The sequence below is a fragment of the Alitabrizicola rongguiensis genome (assembly GCF_021491355.1).
Classification (GTDB): Bacteria; Pseudomonadota; Alphaproteobacteria; order Rhodobacterales; family Rhodobacteraceae; genus Aliitabrizicola; species Aliitabrizicola rongguiensis.
On record NZ_JAKENF010000001.1, the window covers coordinates 1118284 to 1136173 of the forward strand.

17 protein-coding genes and 1 pseudogene are annotated in these 17890 nt (G+C 62.2%); 7 read left to right on the forward strand and 11 right to left on the reverse strand.

Going from position 1 to position 17890, the window contains the following annotated elements; translation table 11 throughout:
• Positions 1–95: 95 nt before the first annotated feature.
• From efeO (L0V05_RS05525) to L0V05_RS05550, 6 genes and pseudogenes are all read right to left on the reverse strand, one after another.
• Positions 96–905: an iron uptake system protein EfeO gene (efeO, locus tag L0V05_RS05525; RefSeq protein WP_234869083.1), complete on the reverse strand. Its 810-nt coding sequence runs from the start codon at positions 903–905 to the stop codon at positions 96–98.
• 24 nt (positions 906–929) lie between these two features.
• Positions 930–2267: an iron uptake transporter deferrochelatase/peroxidase subunit gene (gene efeB / locus L0V05_RS05530; protein ID WP_234869084.1), complete on the reverse strand. Its 1338-nt coding sequence runs from the start codon at positions 2265–2267 to the stop codon at positions 930–932.
• 4 nt (positions 2268–2271) lie between these two features.
• Positions 2272–3453, reverse strand: a complete 1182-nt coding sequence (efeO, locus tag L0V05_RS05535; protein WP_234869085.1) for an iron uptake system protein EfeO — start codon at positions 3451–3453, stop codon at positions 2272–2274.
• A complete protein-coding gene (gene efeU / locus L0V05_RS05540) occupies positions 3450–4283 on the reverse strand; it encodes an iron uptake transporter permease EfeU (protein ID WP_234869086.1) in 834 nt (277 codons plus the stop codon). Before efeU ends, efeO (L0V05_RS05535) begins: the two co-directional genes overlap by 4 nt.
• Before the next feature lie 161 nt (positions 4284–4444).
• On the reverse strand, positions 4445–5452 hold the full coding sequence (locus L0V05_RS05545; protein ID WP_234869087.1) for an AraC family transcriptional regulator: 1008 nt from the start codon (positions 5450–5452) through the stop codon (positions 4445–4447).
• Positions 5453–5540: 88 nt separating this feature from the next.
• Positions 5541–5933, reverse strand: a pseudogene (locus tag L0V05_RS05550) (hypothetical protein); the annotation flags it as partial.
• An 816-nt stretch (positions 5934–6749) separates the two neighbouring features.
• Here L0V05_RS05550 and L0V05_RS05555 point away from each other — a divergent pair.
• From L0V05_RS05555 to L0V05_RS05585, 7 genes are all read left to right on the forward strand, one after another.
• The gene (locus L0V05_RS05555) at positions 6750–7379 is read left to right on the forward strand and encodes a ribonuclease D (protein ID WP_406565952.1); all 630 of its coding nucleotides are present in this window, start codon (positions 6750–6752) and stop codon (positions 7377–7379) included.
• Positions 7360–8328, forward strand: a complete 969-nt coding sequence (locus L0V05_RS05560; protein ID WP_234869090.1) for a KpsF/GutQ family sugar-phosphate isomerase — start codon at positions 7360–7362, stop codon at positions 8326–8328. The genes L0V05_RS05555 and L0V05_RS05560 overlap by 20 nt, the downstream gene beginning before the upstream one ends.
• A 3-nt stretch (positions 8329–8331) precedes the next feature.
• Positions 8332–8940 (forward strand): hypothetical protein, encoded by a 609-nt coding sequence (locus tag L0V05_RS05565; protein ID WP_234869091.1) that lies wholly within the window; start codon positions 8332–8334, stop codon positions 8938–8940.
• Positions 8941–8963: 23 nt separating this feature from the next.
• The gene (gene lptA, locus L0V05_RS05570; protein ID WP_234869092.1) at positions 8964–9479 is read left to right on the forward strand and encodes a lipopolysaccharide transport periplasmic protein LptA; all 516 of its coding nucleotides are present in this window, start codon (positions 8964–8966) and stop codon (positions 9477–9479) included.
• A complete protein-coding gene (lptB, locus tag L0V05_RS05575; protein WP_234869093.1) occupies positions 9476–10237 on the forward strand; it encodes an LPS export ABC transporter ATP-binding protein in 762 nt (253 codons plus the stop codon). Before lptA ends, lptB begins: the two co-directional genes overlap by 4 nt.
• Before the next feature lie 246 nt (positions 10238–10483).
• Positions 10484–11059 (forward strand): ribosome hibernation-promoting factor, HPF/YfiA family, encoded by a 576-nt coding sequence (gene hpf / locus L0V05_RS05580; protein ID WP_234869094.1) that lies wholly within the window; start codon positions 10484–10486, stop codon positions 11057–11059.
• A gap of 29 nt (positions 11060–11088) precedes the next feature.
• The gene (locus tag L0V05_RS05585) at positions 11089–11553 is read left to right on the forward strand and encodes a PTS sugar transporter subunit IIA (protein WP_234869095.1); all 465 of its coding nucleotides are present in this window, start codon (positions 11089–11091) and stop codon (positions 11551–11553) included.
• 2 nt (positions 11554–11555) lie between these two features.
• Here the strand turns inward: L0V05_RS05585 and L0V05_RS05590 are convergent, their stop codons facing one another.
• The 5 genes from L0V05_RS05590 to galU form a co-directional block, all read right to left on the reverse strand.
• Positions 11556–12944 (reverse strand): sulfotransferase family 2 domain-containing protein, encoded by a 1389-nt coding sequence (locus tag L0V05_RS05590; protein WP_234869096.1) that lies wholly within the window; start codon positions 12942–12944, stop codon positions 11556–11558.
• 3 nt (positions 12945–12947) lie between these two features.
• Positions 12948–14645 carry a DUF5927 domain-containing protein gene (locus L0V05_RS05595; RefSeq protein WP_234869097.1) on the reverse strand — a complete coding sequence of 566 codons (1698 nt, stop codon included), beginning with the start codon at positions 14643–14645 and terminating at the stop codon, positions 12948–12950.
• Between the two features lie 13 nt (positions 14646–14658).
• Positions 14659–15645 (reverse strand): glycosyltransferase family 2 protein, encoded by a 987-nt coding sequence (locus L0V05_RS05600; RefSeq protein ID WP_406565953.1) that lies wholly within the window; start codon positions 15643–15645, stop codon positions 14659–14661.
• Positions 15646–15708: 63 nt separating this feature from the next.
• Positions 15709–16899, reverse strand: a complete 1191-nt coding sequence (locus tag L0V05_RS20620; protein WP_234869099.1) for a glycosyltransferase family 4 protein — start codon at positions 16897–16899, stop codon at positions 15709–15711.
• A 3-nt stretch (positions 16900–16902) separates the two neighbouring features.
• The gene (gene galU / locus L0V05_RS05610; protein WP_234869100.1) at positions 16903–17799 is read right to left on the reverse strand and encodes a UTP--glucose-1-phosphate uridylyltransferase GalU; all 897 of its coding nucleotides are present in this window, start codon (positions 17797–17799) and stop codon (positions 16903–16905) included.
• Between the last annotated feature and the right edge of the window lie 91 nt (positions 17800–17890).

The following is a 17890-nucleotide window of genomic DNA, read 5'->3' on the forward strand; positions in this document are numbered from 1 at the left end:
CGGAAGCGGTGCGTTGCTCAGGCAACAATTGGTCTTGCGAACAAAGAAAGCCGCGCAGCCCGGCTGGCCGCGCGGCGTCGTGACCTTGCAAGGCTTCAGTCGAGTCCGAGCTTCCCGCGCAGGGTAGAGAGGTCCTCGGCCAGGGCATTGACGGCGGCAGCCAGCTTGACGCGGTCCTGTTCGGTCAGCTTGTCGTAAGTGACGTAACCTTCGCCTTCTTCATACTTCGCCAATGTCGTGTCGATGACGGCGAAATTGGCGTCGACCTGCCGGACAAAGGCGGGATCCTGATCGGCGATAAGCGGCTTGACGAGTTCGACGATCTTCTGCGAGCCGTCAAAGTTGCCCTTGAAATCCCACAGGTCCGTGTGGCTGTAGCGATCTTCCTCGCCGGAGATCTTGGTGGCCGCCACCTCTTCCATCAGTACGGCGGCACCGCCCACCACAACTTCGGGCGGGAAGGGCAGGCTCTCGATCCGGCCCTGCAGGTCCTGCACATTGGCCAGAAGCTGATCGGCAACAGGGGTCAGCCCTTCAGTCGAGTTATGCTCCCACAGACCGTATTCGATCCGGTGAAAGCCGGGGAAGTCGGGGTCTGCCTCTGCCTTCTCGTAGTCATCCGCGCGGCTGTCGATCGCGACGTCAAGGTCGGAAAACAGCTCTGCAATCGGTTCGATCATCTCGTAGTGCTGTCGGGTGGGAGCGAATAGCGCCTTGGCCTTTTCCACGTCGCCTGAATTGACGGCGGCGACGAAGGCCTCGGTGTCCTCGACGAGCAGGTCAGTCTGCTCCGAGACGAAAAGCTTGTATTCGCTGACTGGTCCGACAAGGTCGAGCGTTTCGGCTGCTTGGGATCCAGTTGCGGCAAGAAGGCCGGCAACTGCCGTAAGGGCAAACATGCGCATGAAGACTCCTGAGATTTCGCGGCCCTAGTTCTGGGCCTGGCTGGTGGAAAGGCCCGACTGGCTGGAGTCCTGGCTTGTCGGGGAAAGTGCGGCGATCAGCGTCCGGCCGAGAAAATCATCTCCGCCCTCGGCAAAGCCCGGCAGGGCAAAGAAATAGCCACCGCCGACTGGCTTGATGTACTCCTCCAGCGGCTCGCCATCGAGGCGGCGCTGGACGGTGATGAATCCCTTCTCGATGTCGGCCTGCCAGCAGATGAACAGAAGCCCCTGGTCAAGCTGGCCGTTCTTCAGCACGCCGTTCACATAGTTGAACGGCCGTCTCAGGATCAGGTTCGCCTTCGAGGCAGGAGTGCGCGGATTGGCCATGCGGATATGGCTATCGAGCGGTGTAACCTTGCCGTGCGGGTCGGCGGCAAAGTCAGGCGCCATGGCTTCCGTGCCATGAGGATGATCGAGCGGCGCCCCGGTGATCTTGGTACGACCGAAGATTCGCTCCTGCTCCAGAAGGGGCGTGCGATCCCATCGCTCCACATTGTTGCGGATGATGCGGACGGCCATGTAGCTGCCGCCCGTCGCCCAATCGGGTTCATCATTTGCAGGCCCGACCCACACCACCGTGTCCATCAGCGATGCATCTGCGCTGTCCGGGTTGGCAGAGCCATCGCGAAATCCGAGGAGATTGCGCGCGCTTTCCGGTGGGGCGCCGGGCGGTGGCGAGATGACGGGCACGTTGCCCGCCTGGGCCCATTTCAGAACCAGTTGGTCGGGGATCGACTTCACGATGTCCCGCAGGGCGTGGATCACCGTGTCCTGCGTGTTGGCGCAGAGCTGTATGACCAGATCGCCGTGGCAAAGATCGGCGATCAGTGCGTCGTTGCGGAATTGTGCCATTCGGACCAGCGCCCGAGGCTTGGCCGGCTGCAGCCAGGGCCGATCCTCGAAAAGCGACGCCCCAAGGCCGACAGTGACCGTCAGCGCATCGGGGGTCAGCACGGGGCCCAGAATGCCGCTATCGCTCGGCGGGAGTTTTGGGTCCAGTTCGGGCACCGGGCCGCCTTTCGTCAGCACGATGATCCGATCGGTCAGCCGACGGAACAGCCGTTCGAGATCGGCAGGGTTGTCGGCCAGCACGTGGAATGAGGCGATCATGCCGTTGGCAGGGCGAGGAGTGGTGATGCCTGCCTGATGCGGACCGTAAGGCTGTATCCGGTCGGAGAGCCGGGCGGCATCCTCGATCGGAGCGTCGGCCGCATGGCGCGTTTCGGCCTCGGTCGAGGCAAAGACGAGGCGTGGCGCGGTTGCAAGCGCGGCAGCGCCAAGGAACAGGCCGCGGCGCGACGTGCGAAGGTGATCGTTGGTCATCCTGCTACTCCAGGCCGATTGCTGGGTTGAGGGCTGCAATGGCTGTTGAAAGCGTCTCGAAACTGGCGGAAATGGCCTTGCGACCGCTTGAATCCACCTCGGTGAATGAGGGATAGGCACCGCCGACCGCAAAGCTTGCCAGCGTGGCCTGTGTTGCCTCGATCGCCTGATGAAGTGCCGCAGAGGTCACGGGGTCGGCTGCCGCGACGAATGGATCGACCAGCATCGCGGACTTCGTGATGCCATCGAGATCGGCCGCGAATTCGGCAAGGTCGGTCTGGCTGTAGGGGGTCTGCCCGCCCGCGGCCTGATCCGCGACGCGTCGCGCCAGATCGGCCGCATTGGCCGAAAGGTCGGCCGGAGAAACCTCCAGCGCCTTGATCCGCGCCTGCAGGTCAACTGCGTCTGCTGCCAGCGCTAGCGCCACTGGCGCAAGGCCGTCGGTCGAGTTCTGCGACCAAAGGCCATATTCGATCCGGTGGAAGCCGGTAAAGGCAGGGTCCGACTCCTGTCCTTGCAGATAGATCGCAAGTGGGTCCATCCGGTTGACAAGGTCGCCCATGCGGCCAGCAACCGGTGCCATCTGCCTCCACGGTTCCCGCGCCTCGATCCACGCCGCCCGCGCACCGTCAAGATCGTTTGCGGCGATTCGGTCGGACAGGGAAGCGGTCGCCTTAACCAGGCTGGACGCCCTGCGGCTGAGATAGACCCGATACTCGGCGAGTGGCCCGACGAACGCGCGCAGTTCCGGCGCGGTAATGGCCGCCTCAGACTCCGCGGTCGGTGTGACGGTCAGCGTTCCGCGGGGGTTCGAAAGCAATCCGCAGGTGATGTCGTAGGTCCCGGGCTTCAGCCGTTCCGTAAGGGTCGAGTTCAGGCCGGGCGCGATGTTCTCGCGTTCTGCAACAACCAATACGCCATCAAGGATCTCCCATTCGAGAACACGGTTCGAGGCGTTCTGGATCCGGAAGGTCGACTTGCCGGCAGGCACCGTCAGGGTCATTGGATCGCAGGCTGCGTCCGTGATCGTCACAGTGATCTCGCCTTCGATGCTTTCCGGCACAGCGTGGCTGGCCGCCCACCAGACAGCCCCTGCCCCGAGGACAACGAGCGCGGCAGACCCGATGAGCGCCAGCCGTGCGGCACGGCGTGAAAGCGGCGGGGTCTGGGATTCGCTGGCGGTCATGACCGCGCCTCCTGCCCGGCGGCCCGGGGCGATACGGGTTGAAGGAAGAACCAGAGCGTCACGCCAAAGGTCAACACCCAGACCAGAACTTCACCCAGGACGGGCGCATCGTGATAGCCGAACAGCCCGCTCAGGATCGTTCCGGTCACAGAGGTGATCGGCAGGGTGCGGGTCAGGTCCCAGACCGGTTGTTGCAGCAGGTTCCAGACGCCGGCCTCGTGCAGGCTCCGCAGCACGCCAGAGGCAAGACCGGCGGCCACAAGGATGATCACCACGCCGGTCCAGCGGAAGAAGAGCCGCAGATCCAGCCGAAGCCCGCCGCGGAAGATCGCGACACCAAGCGCTGCCGCTACGGCCAGACCTAGAAGTGCCCCGATCAGGGCCTCCGGCCCAGGGCTTTGCTGGAACAGCGCAACAAGGAAGAACACTGATTCCAGACCTTCGCGCGCCACCGCGAAGAAACTCAGGCCGATCAGTGCCCATGCCGGTCCACGCGCATCGGCCAGCGCCTTGTCAATGTCGTGTTCCATTGTCTTGCGGATCGAACGCGCGGCCTTGCGCATCCAGAAGATCATCGAGATCAGGATGACCACCGCGGCAGCACCGACTATCGCCTCGAAGAGTTCCTGGGTGCGTTGCGGAAACTGCGCTCCGACCACCAGCACCGCTGCCCCGGCAAAGAGCGAAATTGCGATTGCAAGAAGCACCCCGATCCACACCGCGGGAAGCCAGTCAGACCGGCCCGTCCGGGCAAGGTAGCTGGCAATGATCCCGACGATCAGCGCAGCCTCAAGCCCTTCGCGAAGCATGACAAGAAACGCGGATAGCATGGCGCCCATATCCCGACAAAAAGAATCGGAAAAAGTCCTACTAACTGGAGCGCAGCATCGCAAGCCTGTTTTTTCTGGCGGGAAACATATGGTTCTGACCAAGGCGTGATTGGCCAAAGCCGCACCAGTGCGGGCTCAACGAACATTTCAGGTGACGTGGATCAGCTTGCCAGTCGTTCGCGCAGCTCGCGCGGAGGCGCACCCATCCAGCGCCGGACCGCCCGGGTCAGGCAGGATTGGCCGGCATAACCAAGGCCGGCAGCAAGGTCCGACAGGCTGCCATCGCCGCTGGCCAGGGCGGAAATCGCCGCGTTGCGACGAACTTCGTCGAGAAGCGCGGAAAAGCTTGTTCCGCTGGCTTCGAGCCGCCGCTGCATTGTGCGCTGGCTCATCCCGGACATTTCGGCGAGCCGGCCGACGGTCGGGGTTTCGTCCGCCAGCATATCTCCGATGAGCAGCATGGCAGAGGACCGGAAATCAAGCTCTTCCCGAAGCGGCAGCCATACCCCCCGTTCCTGCGCCATTGAGGGATGGCGCAGAAGCAAACAGTCGGCAATGCCGGGCTCGATCTTCACGTCAAGAGTCGAACTCGTGGCAATCTCGATCGGGCAGTCGAACCATGGCCGGATGGCATCCACGCTGCCCCTTGCGTCGGTTGGCACCCTGATTCTGGCAATGTGGCGCCCGGGAAAGCCGGTCGCCCGGCAAATGCTTGCGACCATTCCGAGGTTATACTGATGCGTAAGATGCGCCGCGTCTTTGTCAAAGGACTCTGGCAAACGGAACCGGACGGTTGGCGCATCGGGGTGCGAGTCGATGCTGATCCGTTGATGCGTACAGAATCGCGGTGAGGCGAGCGACACCAAGGTTAGCAGGTCGCGTGGTGTCTTTGCGGCAACCGCGAGCTGTCCGAGCCTGCCAAGTTCCCAGAAGCTGTCGCTACTGATCACGCGCAGCCCAAGGTCCGATGCCCCTTCCGCACGCGCTACCCGATGCAGAAACGACAAAGCGGCGAGCATCGCCACTGGCCGCTCTGTTTGGTCAAGATCGACCCGCCCAAGCCCAACTCCCGACAGATAGCGATCGGCAGAACCGCCATTGGCTTCGATCCATGCGGTAACCGGCCGGATGGAGCCAGTCCGGATCAGTGGAATACTGCTGGAAACCAAGAAACGCCCCCAAACAAACTAACTGCATAATTCCGCGCGAGAGCTTTCGACGGAGAAGGCAGGGTTGTAAAGGTGGCCGAACTCAGATTCAGCCCGACGGACGCTCGGAAGACGCCAAGGCAGCATCAAATTTGCGTAAATCGCTGGCCATCGCCATCCGGCGCTGTGCCAGGCTCGGCCGATTCTCGCTGTCATGCACTTCTGCCAAGAGGTCGTGAGCGACCGGATCGGCAGGGCTGGTTGCAATGGCAAGCTCTGCATGGAGCAGGGCAAGTTGGCCATCGCTGAGCGACATGGCTATTCGAGCCGCAGCAAGCCGCAAAGCCGATACCCTTGGGGCGAGCAGGATCGCTTGTTCAACCAAGACCTGAGCCTCCCTTGGCCGGCCGGCCGCATTCAGAAGGCCGACCAGGGCTTGCGTCGGTTCGGGAGAGTGGGGCGCAAGACCCGCAGCCATCGTGAAATGGGCGATCGCGCCATCGAGATTGCCCGCTGTGGCTTAGAGCGATCCCAGCCGTAGATGATAGCGCCAGTTCTGCGGGCACAGGCTCACCGCAGACTACGCCAGCCGTAACCTCATGCGTTGGCTTGCGGGCCTCGGCTCGATTTGCGACGCCGGATTTCTGTGCGATCCAGAGCCCTTGGGCGTAGCCCGGCCAGCGATGCCCATTAGGATCCGCGCCGTGTCAAGGTCACCTTTTTTGCTGCGGACAGGCCAGAGACCGTGTATCGGACTGCCGCCCTATCCGCGAGCTTTCGCGCCGCGAAACCGCAGCAACTGCGAAATGAGGTGCAGCTTGCCCGGAACCGGGTTTTCGACCGGCTCGCTGACAAGATGAGTTGGCGGCGCCCAAAGCCCGACGTCGTCGACGATGGCCGGGGAAAAGCGATGGGCAGGCGAGATGGCTTCTGTGAGCAGTTCGCGTTCGTCCGCAAGGTAGCGATAGCCGATCGATTGGCAACGCCGCCCGGGGTCGGCAGCCGCCTAGAGACCAAACGGAATTTGCCGCCCACAAGCCGTCCGACCGCTTGGTCGAAGCTGAAAGCATCTCGCGCAAGGCGAAAGTCCGAAGGACATGGCGCCCATGCCGAACGAAGTCGCCGATCCTGCTGGCCAGTGCATCCGAGAAGCGCTCGTCTTGTCGGAAAATCTGTTCCCCATCGGGGTTTCAATCATCCAAAGACGTCACATTCATGGCGAAATCCGCCTGCCTTGACCCGGGATGACCTGCCGCCATTGACGCCTTGGACCCAGCCCGGATACTGCAACCCACGGTCGGCAATCGGCCGCCCGACCATGCAAGGATCGATCTTGACCGTTTATCTGTACCAGAACGACCTGCCCGACAACCTCGCCCTTGGGCCAGTCGTTGCGATCGACACCGAAACGATGGGTCTTGATCCCCGTCGCGACCGGCTATGCGTCGTGCAACTCTCCTCAGGGGACGGGAATGCCCATCTGGTGCAGATCGCCATCGGCCAGACCTCCGCCCCAAACCTCGAGCGGCTCTTGACCGATCCGGGCGTGCTGAAGCTGTTCCATTTCGGCCGTTTCGACATCGCGGCGCTCAAGCGCGCATTCGGCGTCACCACCGCCCCAGTCTGGTGCACCAAGATCGCCTCGAAACTGGTGCGGACCTTCACCGACCGTCACGGGTTGAAATACCTTCTGGCGGATCTTGTCGGCGTGGATGTGTCGAAGCAGCAGCAGACATCGGACTGGGGCGCAGCAGAACTGACCGAGGCGCAAAAGGACTATGCGGCATCGGATGTCCTGTATCTGCACCGCCTGAAGGAAGAACTGGAGGCGCGGCTTGTCCGCGAAGGGCGGCTTGATCTGGCGCAGCGCTGTTTCGACTTCCTGCCGACGCGGGCCGAGTTGGACCTTCTGGGCTGGGACGAGCCGAATGACCTCTTCCACCACTGACAGCTTCCTGGACACGGCCCGCCGAGTCATCGACCGCGAGGCTGAAGCGCTCGCCCTGTTGTCGGCAAGCCTCGACGGCGCCTTCGATCAGGCGGTTCGCCTGATCCTGGATTCGACGGGGCGCGTCATCGTCTCTGGCATGGGCAAGTCGGGCCATGTCGGGCGCAAGATCGCCGCCACCTTCGCGTCTACCGGAACCCCTGCGCAGTTCGTTCATCCGGCGGAGGCTAGTCACGGAGACCTCGGCATGGTCATGCGTGGCGACGTGCTTCTCATGCTGTCGAATTCAGGAGAGACGCCGGAACTGGCGGATATGATTGCGCATTCACGCCGGTTCGGCATTCCTTTGATCGGGGTTGCCTCGCGTCAGGATTCGACTCTGATCCGCCAATGTGACGTGGCGCTGATCCTGCCTGCTGCACCGGAAGCCTGTGATACGGGAATTGTCCCCACGACCTCGACCACGATGACGCTTGCCTTGGGCGACGCGCTGGCGATCGCGCTGATGGAACATCGGCAGTTTACGCCCGAGCAGTTCCGCGTGTTCCATCCCGGTGGACGGTTGGGCGCCCGGCTGATGCGTGTCCGGGATCTGATGCACGACGGCATGCCTCTGGTCCTGGAGCAGGCTCCGATGAGCGAGGTGCTGCTGGAAATCAGCCGAAAAGGCTTTGGCGTGGTTGGTGTAACCGATGCCGATGGTTATCTGGCGGGCGTGGTCACCGATGGCGACCTCCGGCGGCATATGGACGGACTTCTGTCGCGCACCGCCGCGGAAGTGATGACACCCAATCCCCGGACTATTGGCCCGGACGCGCTGGCGGAAAAGGCCGTTGCCGTAATGAACGAACGCAAGATCACCTGCCTCTTCGTTGTGGACCCTGAAGGCAGCCGCAAGGCAGTCGGGATTCTGCATATCCATGACTGCCTTCGGGCTGGTGTGGTCTGAATGATGGCGCAGGCGGACAACGCCTATTCCCGGCTTATCCGCTGGCTGAAGATCGTGCTGCCCCTGGTCGCGCTGGCCTTGATGTCGTCGATCTTTCTGTTTTCGCGCAAGATCGACCCGACGGAGGCGCTGCCCTACAGCCGGGCAGAGCTGGATGACCGTGCGCGCGAACCGCGTCTGACCCAGCCGAAGTACTCTGGCATGACCAGTGACGGCGCGCTCATCACCATCGACGCGGCGGAAGCCCGACCGGATCTTGCCGATCCCGGGCGGGGAAAGGCGTCGCAGATGGTCGGAACCATGAAAACGCCGGATGGCGAAGTAACCGAGTTGACGGCAGAGGCCGGACAGGTCGACACGGCGAAACAGACCTATGCCATGCAGGGCAATGTGACGCTGACGAACTCCGCCGGCTATCGTATCGCTGCGCCCGTGGTCACCGGATCGACGGCCGAGACATTGATCGACGCCACTGGCGGCGTTGCAGGCCAGGCCCCGATGGGGCCGCTGACCTCGGATACCATGCACATCCGCCCTGACCCGAATGCGCCTGGGCAATACGTTCTGGTTTTCAACGGTCGAGTTCGGCTGATATACGATCCGAAACAATGAAAATTGCCGATTTGCGAGACCGGATGCCATTCATACTGCGCGCCATCTGCCTGAGCCTTCTTCTGATGCCGGCGTCGGACCTGGTGTGGGCTCAGGCGCAGGGTGCAAATGTTGCATTCGGCAGCATGAAGGGCGATCCGACCAAGCCCGTTGAGGTGACGTCTGACCAGCTTACCGTCAATCAAGCCGATGGAACGGCGATCTTCACTGGCAACGTGCTCGTCGTTCAGGGTGAAATGCGGCTGACCGCGCCGTCGGTCACCGTCGAATATGCCGAAACCACGAAGAAGATCACGCGGATGCACGCGACGGGCGGTGTCACGCTGGTGAATGGCGGCGAGTCGGCGGAATCGCAGGAGGCCGTCTATACGGTCGATGATGGCCATGTCCTCATGACGGGCAACGTACTTCTGACTCAGGGTAGCAGCGCGATCTCGGGCCAGCGCCTCAACGTCGATCTGGTGACAGGCACGGGTCTGATGGAGGGTCGGGTACAGACGGTTTTTGTCCCCGGCCAGACGTCAGGCGAGCAGCCGTGAGCCCTGATCCTGTCCTGACCGTGTCCGAAGGCTCGGCCGGGCTGCATGTGCGGCACCTGCGCAAGAGCTACAAGCGGCGTCCGGTAATCCGCGACATGAGCCTGCATCTGCAGCGGGGCGAGGTCGTGGCACTCCTTGGTCCGAACGGATCGGGCAAGACCACCTGTTTCTATTCGATCGCCGGGCTGGTTTCGCCCGAAGGCGGACAGATTATCATCGACGGGCGCGACGTGACGGGCCTGCCGATGTATCGCCGCGCGCGGCTTGGCATCGGCTATCTGCCGCAGGAGGTCTCGATCTTTCGCGGGCTCTCTGTCGAGGACAACATCCTTGCCGTTCTGGAGATTCGCGAACCGGATCAGCGTCGCCGGCGCGAACGCCTGGAAGAGTTGCTGTCGGATTTCTCGATCACCCACATTCGCCGGGCTCCTGCGCTGGCTCTTTCCGGTGGCGAGCGCAGGCGGGTGGAGATTGCGCGCTGCCTGGCTGCCGAGCCCAAATACCTGCTTCTCGACGAGCCCTTTGCCGGGGTGGATCCAATCGCGGTCGGCGATATTCGTCAGCTCGTTCATGACCTGAAGGAGCGCGGGCTTGGCGTCCTAATCACCGACCACAACGTCCGCGAGACTCTGGAAATCGTCGATCGCGCCTATATCTTGAATGATGGCGCCGTCTTGATGAGCGGGACGACGGACGAAGTGGTGCGGGATGAGAATGTTCGCCGCGTCTATCTGGGTCGGGATTTCCGCATCGGCTGAGTTCGGCGCATGGGTCGATGACAATCCCGTGACGATCCAGTTGACTTTGAACGCTGATCTGCCGCCAAATGAAGTGGATGCACGCGCAAGTCGCCCTTTTCGACTCCCCCAGCACAGGCAGGATTTCTGCCCCCTGTGAGGGCGTCCGCGCAGGACATGGGTTTTCCGAGAATTCAGGACGCGCAGGTGGCCGGGTCGTGGCACTCGCGCGTCTTTCTGGCCGAGCGACCATCTGAAGGAGCAACCATGCGGTACCAGATCAGCGGCAAGCAGATCGACATTGGGGAAGCGCTGCAGACCCATGTGAAAGCGGAACTGGGTGAGGTTATCGAGAAATACGCCCAGCGTCCGACCGAATGCATCGTGGTCTTCAGCCGGGTCGGCCATGAGTTCTTTTGCGAAAGCGTCATCCACCTGTCGACAGGGCTCACCGCGCAGGCAAAGGGTCATGCCTCTGAAATCTATGCAGCTTTTGAAAGTTGCCGCGAAAAGCTGGACAAGCAGCTTCGCCGCTACAAGCGCCGTTTGCGCAGCCATCACCGTGACCGTACGGCACCGGTTGAATTCGACCCCGGCTCCTCCTATATCCTCGCCCCATCCGAGGAGACCGAGGATGCGGAGCTTGATACGCTCCAGCCCATCGTGATCGCCGAGATGGAGACGAAGATTCCTTCGATCACCGTCGGCGAGGCCGTGATGCAGCTGGAGCTCGCCGGGCACCGAATGCTGGTCTTCCGCAACGAAGGACACGGCGGGGTCAATGTCGTCTACAGGCGCGATGACGGAAACATCGGTTGGATCGACCCGCGCAACAGCAAATAGCGCTCCTAGGCGCGGGATCTGATCAAAACATGGAACTTTCCAAGCTGCTGAAACCGGGTGCCGTGCGGGTTCTTGGCACCCTAACCAGCAAGAAACGCCTATTCCAGGAATTGGGTGACATAGGCGCCCAAGCCTATGGACTGAACGCAGCCGTGGCTGTCGATGGCCTTCAAGAGCGCGAGAGCCTCGGCCCGACCGGCGTCGGCCATGGAATCGCCCTGCCTCATGCCCGGCTCGAGGAGCTGCCCGGGATTGTCGGCATCTTCCTGCGGCTCGAAAAGCCGCTCGATTTCGACTCGGTCGACCGCCAGCCGGTCGATCTCGTCTTCGCGCTTTTTGCGCCGAAGGATTCCGGCGTCGATCATCTGAAAGCTCTGGCACTGGTCAGCCGCACGATGCGGGATCCTACTGTCTGTGCCAAGCTCCGGGCGAATACCGATCCGGCAAAGCTTTACGCCATTCTTACCGAAGCCCGCACCACCCAAGCCGCCTGAGCCTAACGCCAGCGCGCGAATCCGAAGGTGACGTAATCGCGCTGGAATGCCTCCTGCGCGGCACGCTCGATCCCGTCGTCGTAGATGGTCGCCAGGTCTTCCGGCGCTGTCGCCCCGGTATAGACATGCACGGGGCAACCCACCTGCCCGCAGAGTTCTGCCAGGGTTTCGGTCGCATCCGTCTCGCGCAGGATGGCATCAGGCGGCACGATCTGGGCAAATCCCTGGATGATCGCGGCCTGCGTTGCCCAATGGGCATCAACCTTCATGGCGGTCTGGCCTGAAAGGTTCATCCGCACAAATCGAAGGAAGCCCAGGAAGGCCGATCGACGCTGCTCTTGCGCAACCGTTTCCCCGATGGCGGGCAGATCCAAGCCGTGTTGCCGTTGCAGGGCGCGCCGAACGTCGCTGGCCGGTCCAGTCACGACCCGCTCAACGAAGGCTACATAAGCGCGCTCCACCGGATGGCGCAGGACTGTGAAGCTGCGATGGCCGGGCCGAGCCCGCTTCCATTGCCGCAAATCCTTTTGGCTGAGGCCACTATCCGTTCCGCCCCCGACTGCCGCCAGCCAGGCAGCCACCTCTGCCTCTGGGCCGCCCTTGATCGGCAAGAACAGCAGCGACGCGTCTCGGGCCACGATCATCGCCGGAACGGCAGGCCCTCGTCGGGGTTCGAAGTTCGGGGTGCGCGACAGGTTGAACCGATCCAGTCGCTGCAGCGCCGTCGCGATGGCGGCAGGATTGGAGACCTTTGTCTCGATCTCTTCCGGGTTCTGCTTTTTCAGGGTCGAATCCGGCGCCTCGATCGCCGCGTCCACCCCGAGAAAGCGGGCCAGGCCGGACAGCACCGCGACATCGCCGATATCCTCGTAGTCAAGATAGAAGGCGGTCTGGCCGCTGATCTGCAATGCGTGCAGGATCGACAGTTGAAATTCCTGCTGGGCGGCGACATGGGCTGCGAATTCCTCGCCATCGAACCTGACCTTGGCGGTCTTCAGGTTCTTTGGATTGCGCAGCATCCACTGGCCGGTTTCCTGTGCGATCTTCAGCGAGACGTAGCTGTCCAGCGGATTTCGAGTCAGCACGATCTTGGCGCAGCTGGCATCGGCCAGAACACTATCCAGGACCCTGACATCGTGATCGTGAAACAGACGAAAGCCGGTCAGGCCATCCTGCGCCGATCTGACCCGCGCAAGGACCGCCAGCGGATCGCGGTCGCGTGCTGCAAGGTCAAAGCCGAAGGCTTCGGTCTGATCCTTCTTGCCGATGAAATGCGGGTTGAACAGCTCGCCCAAGCAGTGGACCCCGGGAAGCGCGTTCAGGTTTGCCTCTAGAAAGTTGGACCCCGTCCTCATCCCTCCGAGCAGCACGAAACTGGTGAACCGACTCATGCTCTAGCGGACCAGATAGGGGCGGCCACGTCGGCTGTCGCCGGGCTGGCCATCGGCGCCAACAGGGAAATCGCCCATTAGGACAGGCTGCATGCCCTGGTTGCGCAGGTTCTGGAGGAACTGGCCAAAGCCGGTGAGATCCGTCATTCGCGGGACTTCGGTCAGGCGACGCAGCGACCGGGGGCTGATTTCGTCGACGATCGTCTGCAGCGGCTCCATCGGGTTCTCGATGAACTCTGCCAGCGTCCAGACCCGGACCCGCGCCTTCGACTGCGGACGGCGCAGCATGTCCAGATGAGCCAGCTCAATCTTCTGCAGTCGGGCTGCCTCGCGGCGGATCTCGGCGAAATTGAGGTTGGCCTTGAACAGCGGAATCGACCAGGCGCCGGAAATAACCGAGACGTGCGCATTCACGTCGGCCGCGACAATCTCGGATACCGTCTGTACATCGCGTGGTCCGAACAGGAAACACTGGCGTTCCCCGCGCGTGTTCCAGATCAGGCTGCTGAGGAATGCCGCGGGATTGCGGTCGCGCAGGCCGGCACCGTCACTTAGCGCACCGCTGTAAACCGTTTCTCCGCCCGCGAAATGCGCCCTGTCGGCCGCGAAGAGGTGGCCATGGACCCGCATGCCTGCTGCGCGCCCAAGCCAGGTGTCAAAGTTCTCGAAGACATCGGCAAAGCCTTCGAACACCGAGTAGGCCGAACAGGTGCGGCTCGGTTCCCAACCAGACCCTGGAAAGCGGCTTTGCATGTAAAGACCCGGGCGCCCTCGTGTCCGGCGTTCGACGGCCTTGGCGAACAGCCTGTCGATCTTGCCGGGATTGGGTTCCGCCCGAGGCTGACCGCCGATGTCATCAGACAGGAAGGTCGCGTAAAGCCGCTCGGCATGTGGCCAGATCTTGCGCGCTATGAAGCAGTCCGACCGGCGCAGAAGTTGCAGATGGTCGTCATAGAAAATGTGCGGCTTGCCCTGGAAGTCGAACTTCGAAAGGGTCAACGACCGGCTTTCGACCTGATCCGAATAGAGTCGCACCAGTGTCTGGAAGTAGCTTTCATCTGGGATCCAGACTTTGCGGAAATAGCGGTCATGCTCGGGCCGGCTGGGGCTTTCGAGAATGGCGGAAAGTGTCCGGCGGGTCAGGCACCACCATTGGCTGCCAAGATGCGGGATGACTCCGTCGGGTATGTTCCGGTGGAATCCCAGGTGGCGCTGAAGTTTCACGTAGACATCGAACAACCGGCGCTGTTTGCGCCACGAGAACGGGAACCTCAGCGTGAAGCGTTCCTCGTCCAGCCCGCCGACCGTCCAGCCGACATCGGTTGTCGTCACACTTTCGATGAAGTCGGTGTGCGGTCGGGCATCCAGATAGTCGACGAGTTCGGCGACCGGCCGCAGCGGCAGGCATGAGCCTGACGCCAGCATGACGTGGCGGACCTGCGGAAACTCCTTCAGCATCAGTTCGGCGGCGGTCTGCGTGGCAGCAACAAGGCCCCAACCACCCCATTCGCAGTGATGCCGCCGGCAGAATCGAATGTCCGGGACGCCCTTCAGCATTTCGTGCAGCCGATGGACCGGGCGTCGTCTGGTGCGGCGATCGACGTGGATGACGACGGGACAGCCGCGTTCCGCCAGATGGCGGGCAACCTGAGCCGCGCGATCCAGCGCCGTATGACACAGCATGATGAACCCGACGGTCATCCAGTGCTCGCCCTCATGCCCAGTTGCCCTTGGACATCAGTCCGAGGATCTCGAGCTGGCGCCAGTTGATGTATTTCTCTGACCACTTGCACCAAAGCTCGGGCTGGCGGGACAGTCCTTCACGATATGCGCGGTACTCGTGACTGGCGGCATAGTGTTGCCTGCGATCCATCTCCTCCTCGGCTTTGGCCGGGAAGGTGTCGAGAAACTTGGCATGCAGCAGGCATCCCGATGCCTTTTCCCCACCCTGTTCGTCATAGACAAGGTTCAGGCCTCGCGGCAGGAGCATGTGGGTGGAACTGGCAAAGACGTAGTTCCGGTGCCATTTTACCAGCGGGATCTTGTTCAGCGCCGGAGCCCGCGCCGGGGCGTCCTGAAAGAAATGCCGCGCTCGCGGGCCACCTTGTATCCACAGGTTGCCGTAGATCTTGTCTCGCGCGATCTGATAGTTTCCGGAGTCGAACCAACTCGCGATCTCGAACGGATCCTGACCTTCGCGATAGGCTTCTCCGTCGATCGGACCTTTCGGGTACATGTCGAGCAGCATGGCCGAGAAGGAACGGATCGCCGAACTGTCCAGCCAGTCGGTCAGCGCCCGAAGCGGGCGGGTATCGCAGAACGGATAGACGAAGAACTCGTCAGGATCGACTGTCAGCGTCCAATGCCCGTGGCCATAGCGGCGCAATAGCCCATTCAGCCAGTCCATCCCGAACCGGGCCCTCTTGTAGCTTGCCTCGGTATGCCAAAGTGAGACGTCAGGCTGTTGGGCAAGCCATTCGCGTGAACCGTCCGTGGAGTCATTGTCCACGATCAGGAAATGATTGACGCCCAGCTTGCGATAGTAGTCCAGGAAATAAGGCAGCCTGATGCGTTCGTTGCGCAGGACAGCGAATGCCAGGATGTCATGGTGCCGAATGCTTTGCACCCGGCTCATGAGCGGGCGCAATTCCCTGCCCTTGCGCCAGGCGCGGAACCGCCAGCGTCGGCGGATCAGCCGCAACCTATAACTTCTGAACAAGTTCAATCCGCGCCCTGCCCCCGATGCCCTGCCTCTTGGGTCGACCTATAGCGGCTGGCTTAAAACGCGGTTGAAATGGCTTCCCCATTCAGGTGGTCGGCGGATTGTATGTCTCCGTCGTTCCATCCTGTCGCGCTGCCGGCCTGTCTTCATCAGCCCGTCCATCGTCTCCAACCAAGAATAGCCATCGCCCTCCTTCAGGTAAACCGGATAGTCGCCGAGCATTTCTTCGAACACGGGGAGCGGCAAGCAAAGCACGGGGCATCCCCGCGCCGCAGCCTCGATGGGTGGGAGTCCGAAGCCCTCCGCCCTTGATGGGAAGAGCAGGGCTTCGGCGCCCACCATCAGCGAGGCAATTGCGCCGTCGGACAGGTTGGCGCATTCGAACACCGTTTGTCCGATCATGGGCAGCCTGTCGAGGCGGCTGAAGACGGCGTCATTGCGCCATCCCCGGCGACCGGCGATGACAAGGCAGGGGATTTCGGCCAAGGGACGGGTTCTGTGCATCTCCTCCCAAAGGTCGAGCAGGAAATCGTAACCCTTGCGCGGTTCGATCGTACCGATGGCCAGGAAGTAGGGCCGTCCTGCCAGCAGGTCGACAACCTGACGGTCTGGAGCGGCATCTACCTGGTCGATCCCCAGTGGCGCGACAACGATCGGCGGAACGCGACCAAGGTCTTTCAGCGCAGCGCGGACGTCTGCCCCCGTGGTGTTGCAGGTGCAGATGATACGGTCCGCTTCCCGGGCGACCGCCTTCATCTTGCGCCTGAAGCTGGCTTGCGTGCCGGGCCGGGTGAATTCTGGGTGCTGGAGTGGGATCACATCATGGATCAGCACGGTGATGCGGCAGCGAGCGAACTTCCGAAAGGCCCTCAGCCGCCAGCGAGACAGGTTGGCGTGACCGACATTGTAGTATTCGGCGCCGGCGGGCACATGCCGGCGAAGCGGGAGGGCTGCAATCGGCCCGCTCGCAATTGCGAGCGGCGCAAGCAGGCCTCGACCTCGCTTTGCCGGAGGCGCAGCGGCGTGCAACGCAAGCCGCAAGCGCTCCATGCCCGGGCGATCAAGCAAGTAGAAACCCCGCCCGGCCCTGGCCAGGCCGAAGACGGGGACCGTGTCATTCAGGAACCTGTCGAGATATGCAAGCTCGACGCGATCAACCCCGGTCGGCGGTCCTGACCCGATCCGTGACAGGAGTCGGGTCAGGTCGAGAATCCGCGCCCGAGGGGCAACCACCTGCTATTGCGCCGCCTTCTGCTGCGCGATCATGTGGTGCAGATAGTCCGAGAACTCTTCGGCCAGATCGCTCCGCGCCAGGCCGAAAGCCACTGTGGCCTGAAGGAAGCCGGCCTTGGAGCCGCAATCGTAGCGCTGACCGCGGAAGCGGAAGCCATAGACCGGGTTGCCCGCCGTGATCTCGTCGGCGATTGCGTCGGTCAGCTGGATTTCTCCGCCTGCGCCCTGCTTCATGCGGTTAAGGTTGTCCAGAACCGTAGGCGACAGGATGTAGCGGCCAATGACGGCAAGGTTCGACGGCGCTTCTTCGGCCTTCGGCTTTTCGACCATGCCCTTGACCGAGACGAGCGTACCCATGTCATCCTTGATGTCGAGCACGCCGTAGGACGAAGCCTTGGCCGGTGAAACCTCCATCGCGGCAACCATGTTGCCACCGGTTTCCTCGTAAGTCTCGACCATCTGCTGCAGACAGGGCTTTTCAGCAGCGATCACGTCATCGGGCAGCAGCACCGCGAAGGGCTCGTCGCCAACCAGACGGCGGGCGCACCAGACGGCATGACCTAGGCCAAGTGCCTTCTGCTGCCGCACATAGGCGATGGCACCCGACTCCATGTCGGTAGCCTTGAGGACCTCAAGCAGATCCTTCTTGTTCTTGGCTTTGAGCTCGGCCTCGATGATGGGCGCGTGATCGAAGTAGTCCTCGAGCGCGCTCTTGCCGCGAGACGTGACGAAGATGAATTCGGTGATGCCTGCCGCGCGCGCCTCGTCGATCGCGTACTGGATCAGGGGCCGGTCGACGAGCGTCATGATCTCTTTTGGGATCGACTTGGTCGCGGGAAGAAAACGGGTTCCAAGACCTGCAACCGGGAAGACGGCTTTAGTCACCTTGTATTTTGTCATTTCTCTTCTCTAATTCAGCTCTCAATAGGTCGCTGCGCGCGCCCTCATATCCGGGCAAGGCCGACTAGTCACATAGAAATCTGACAGGATT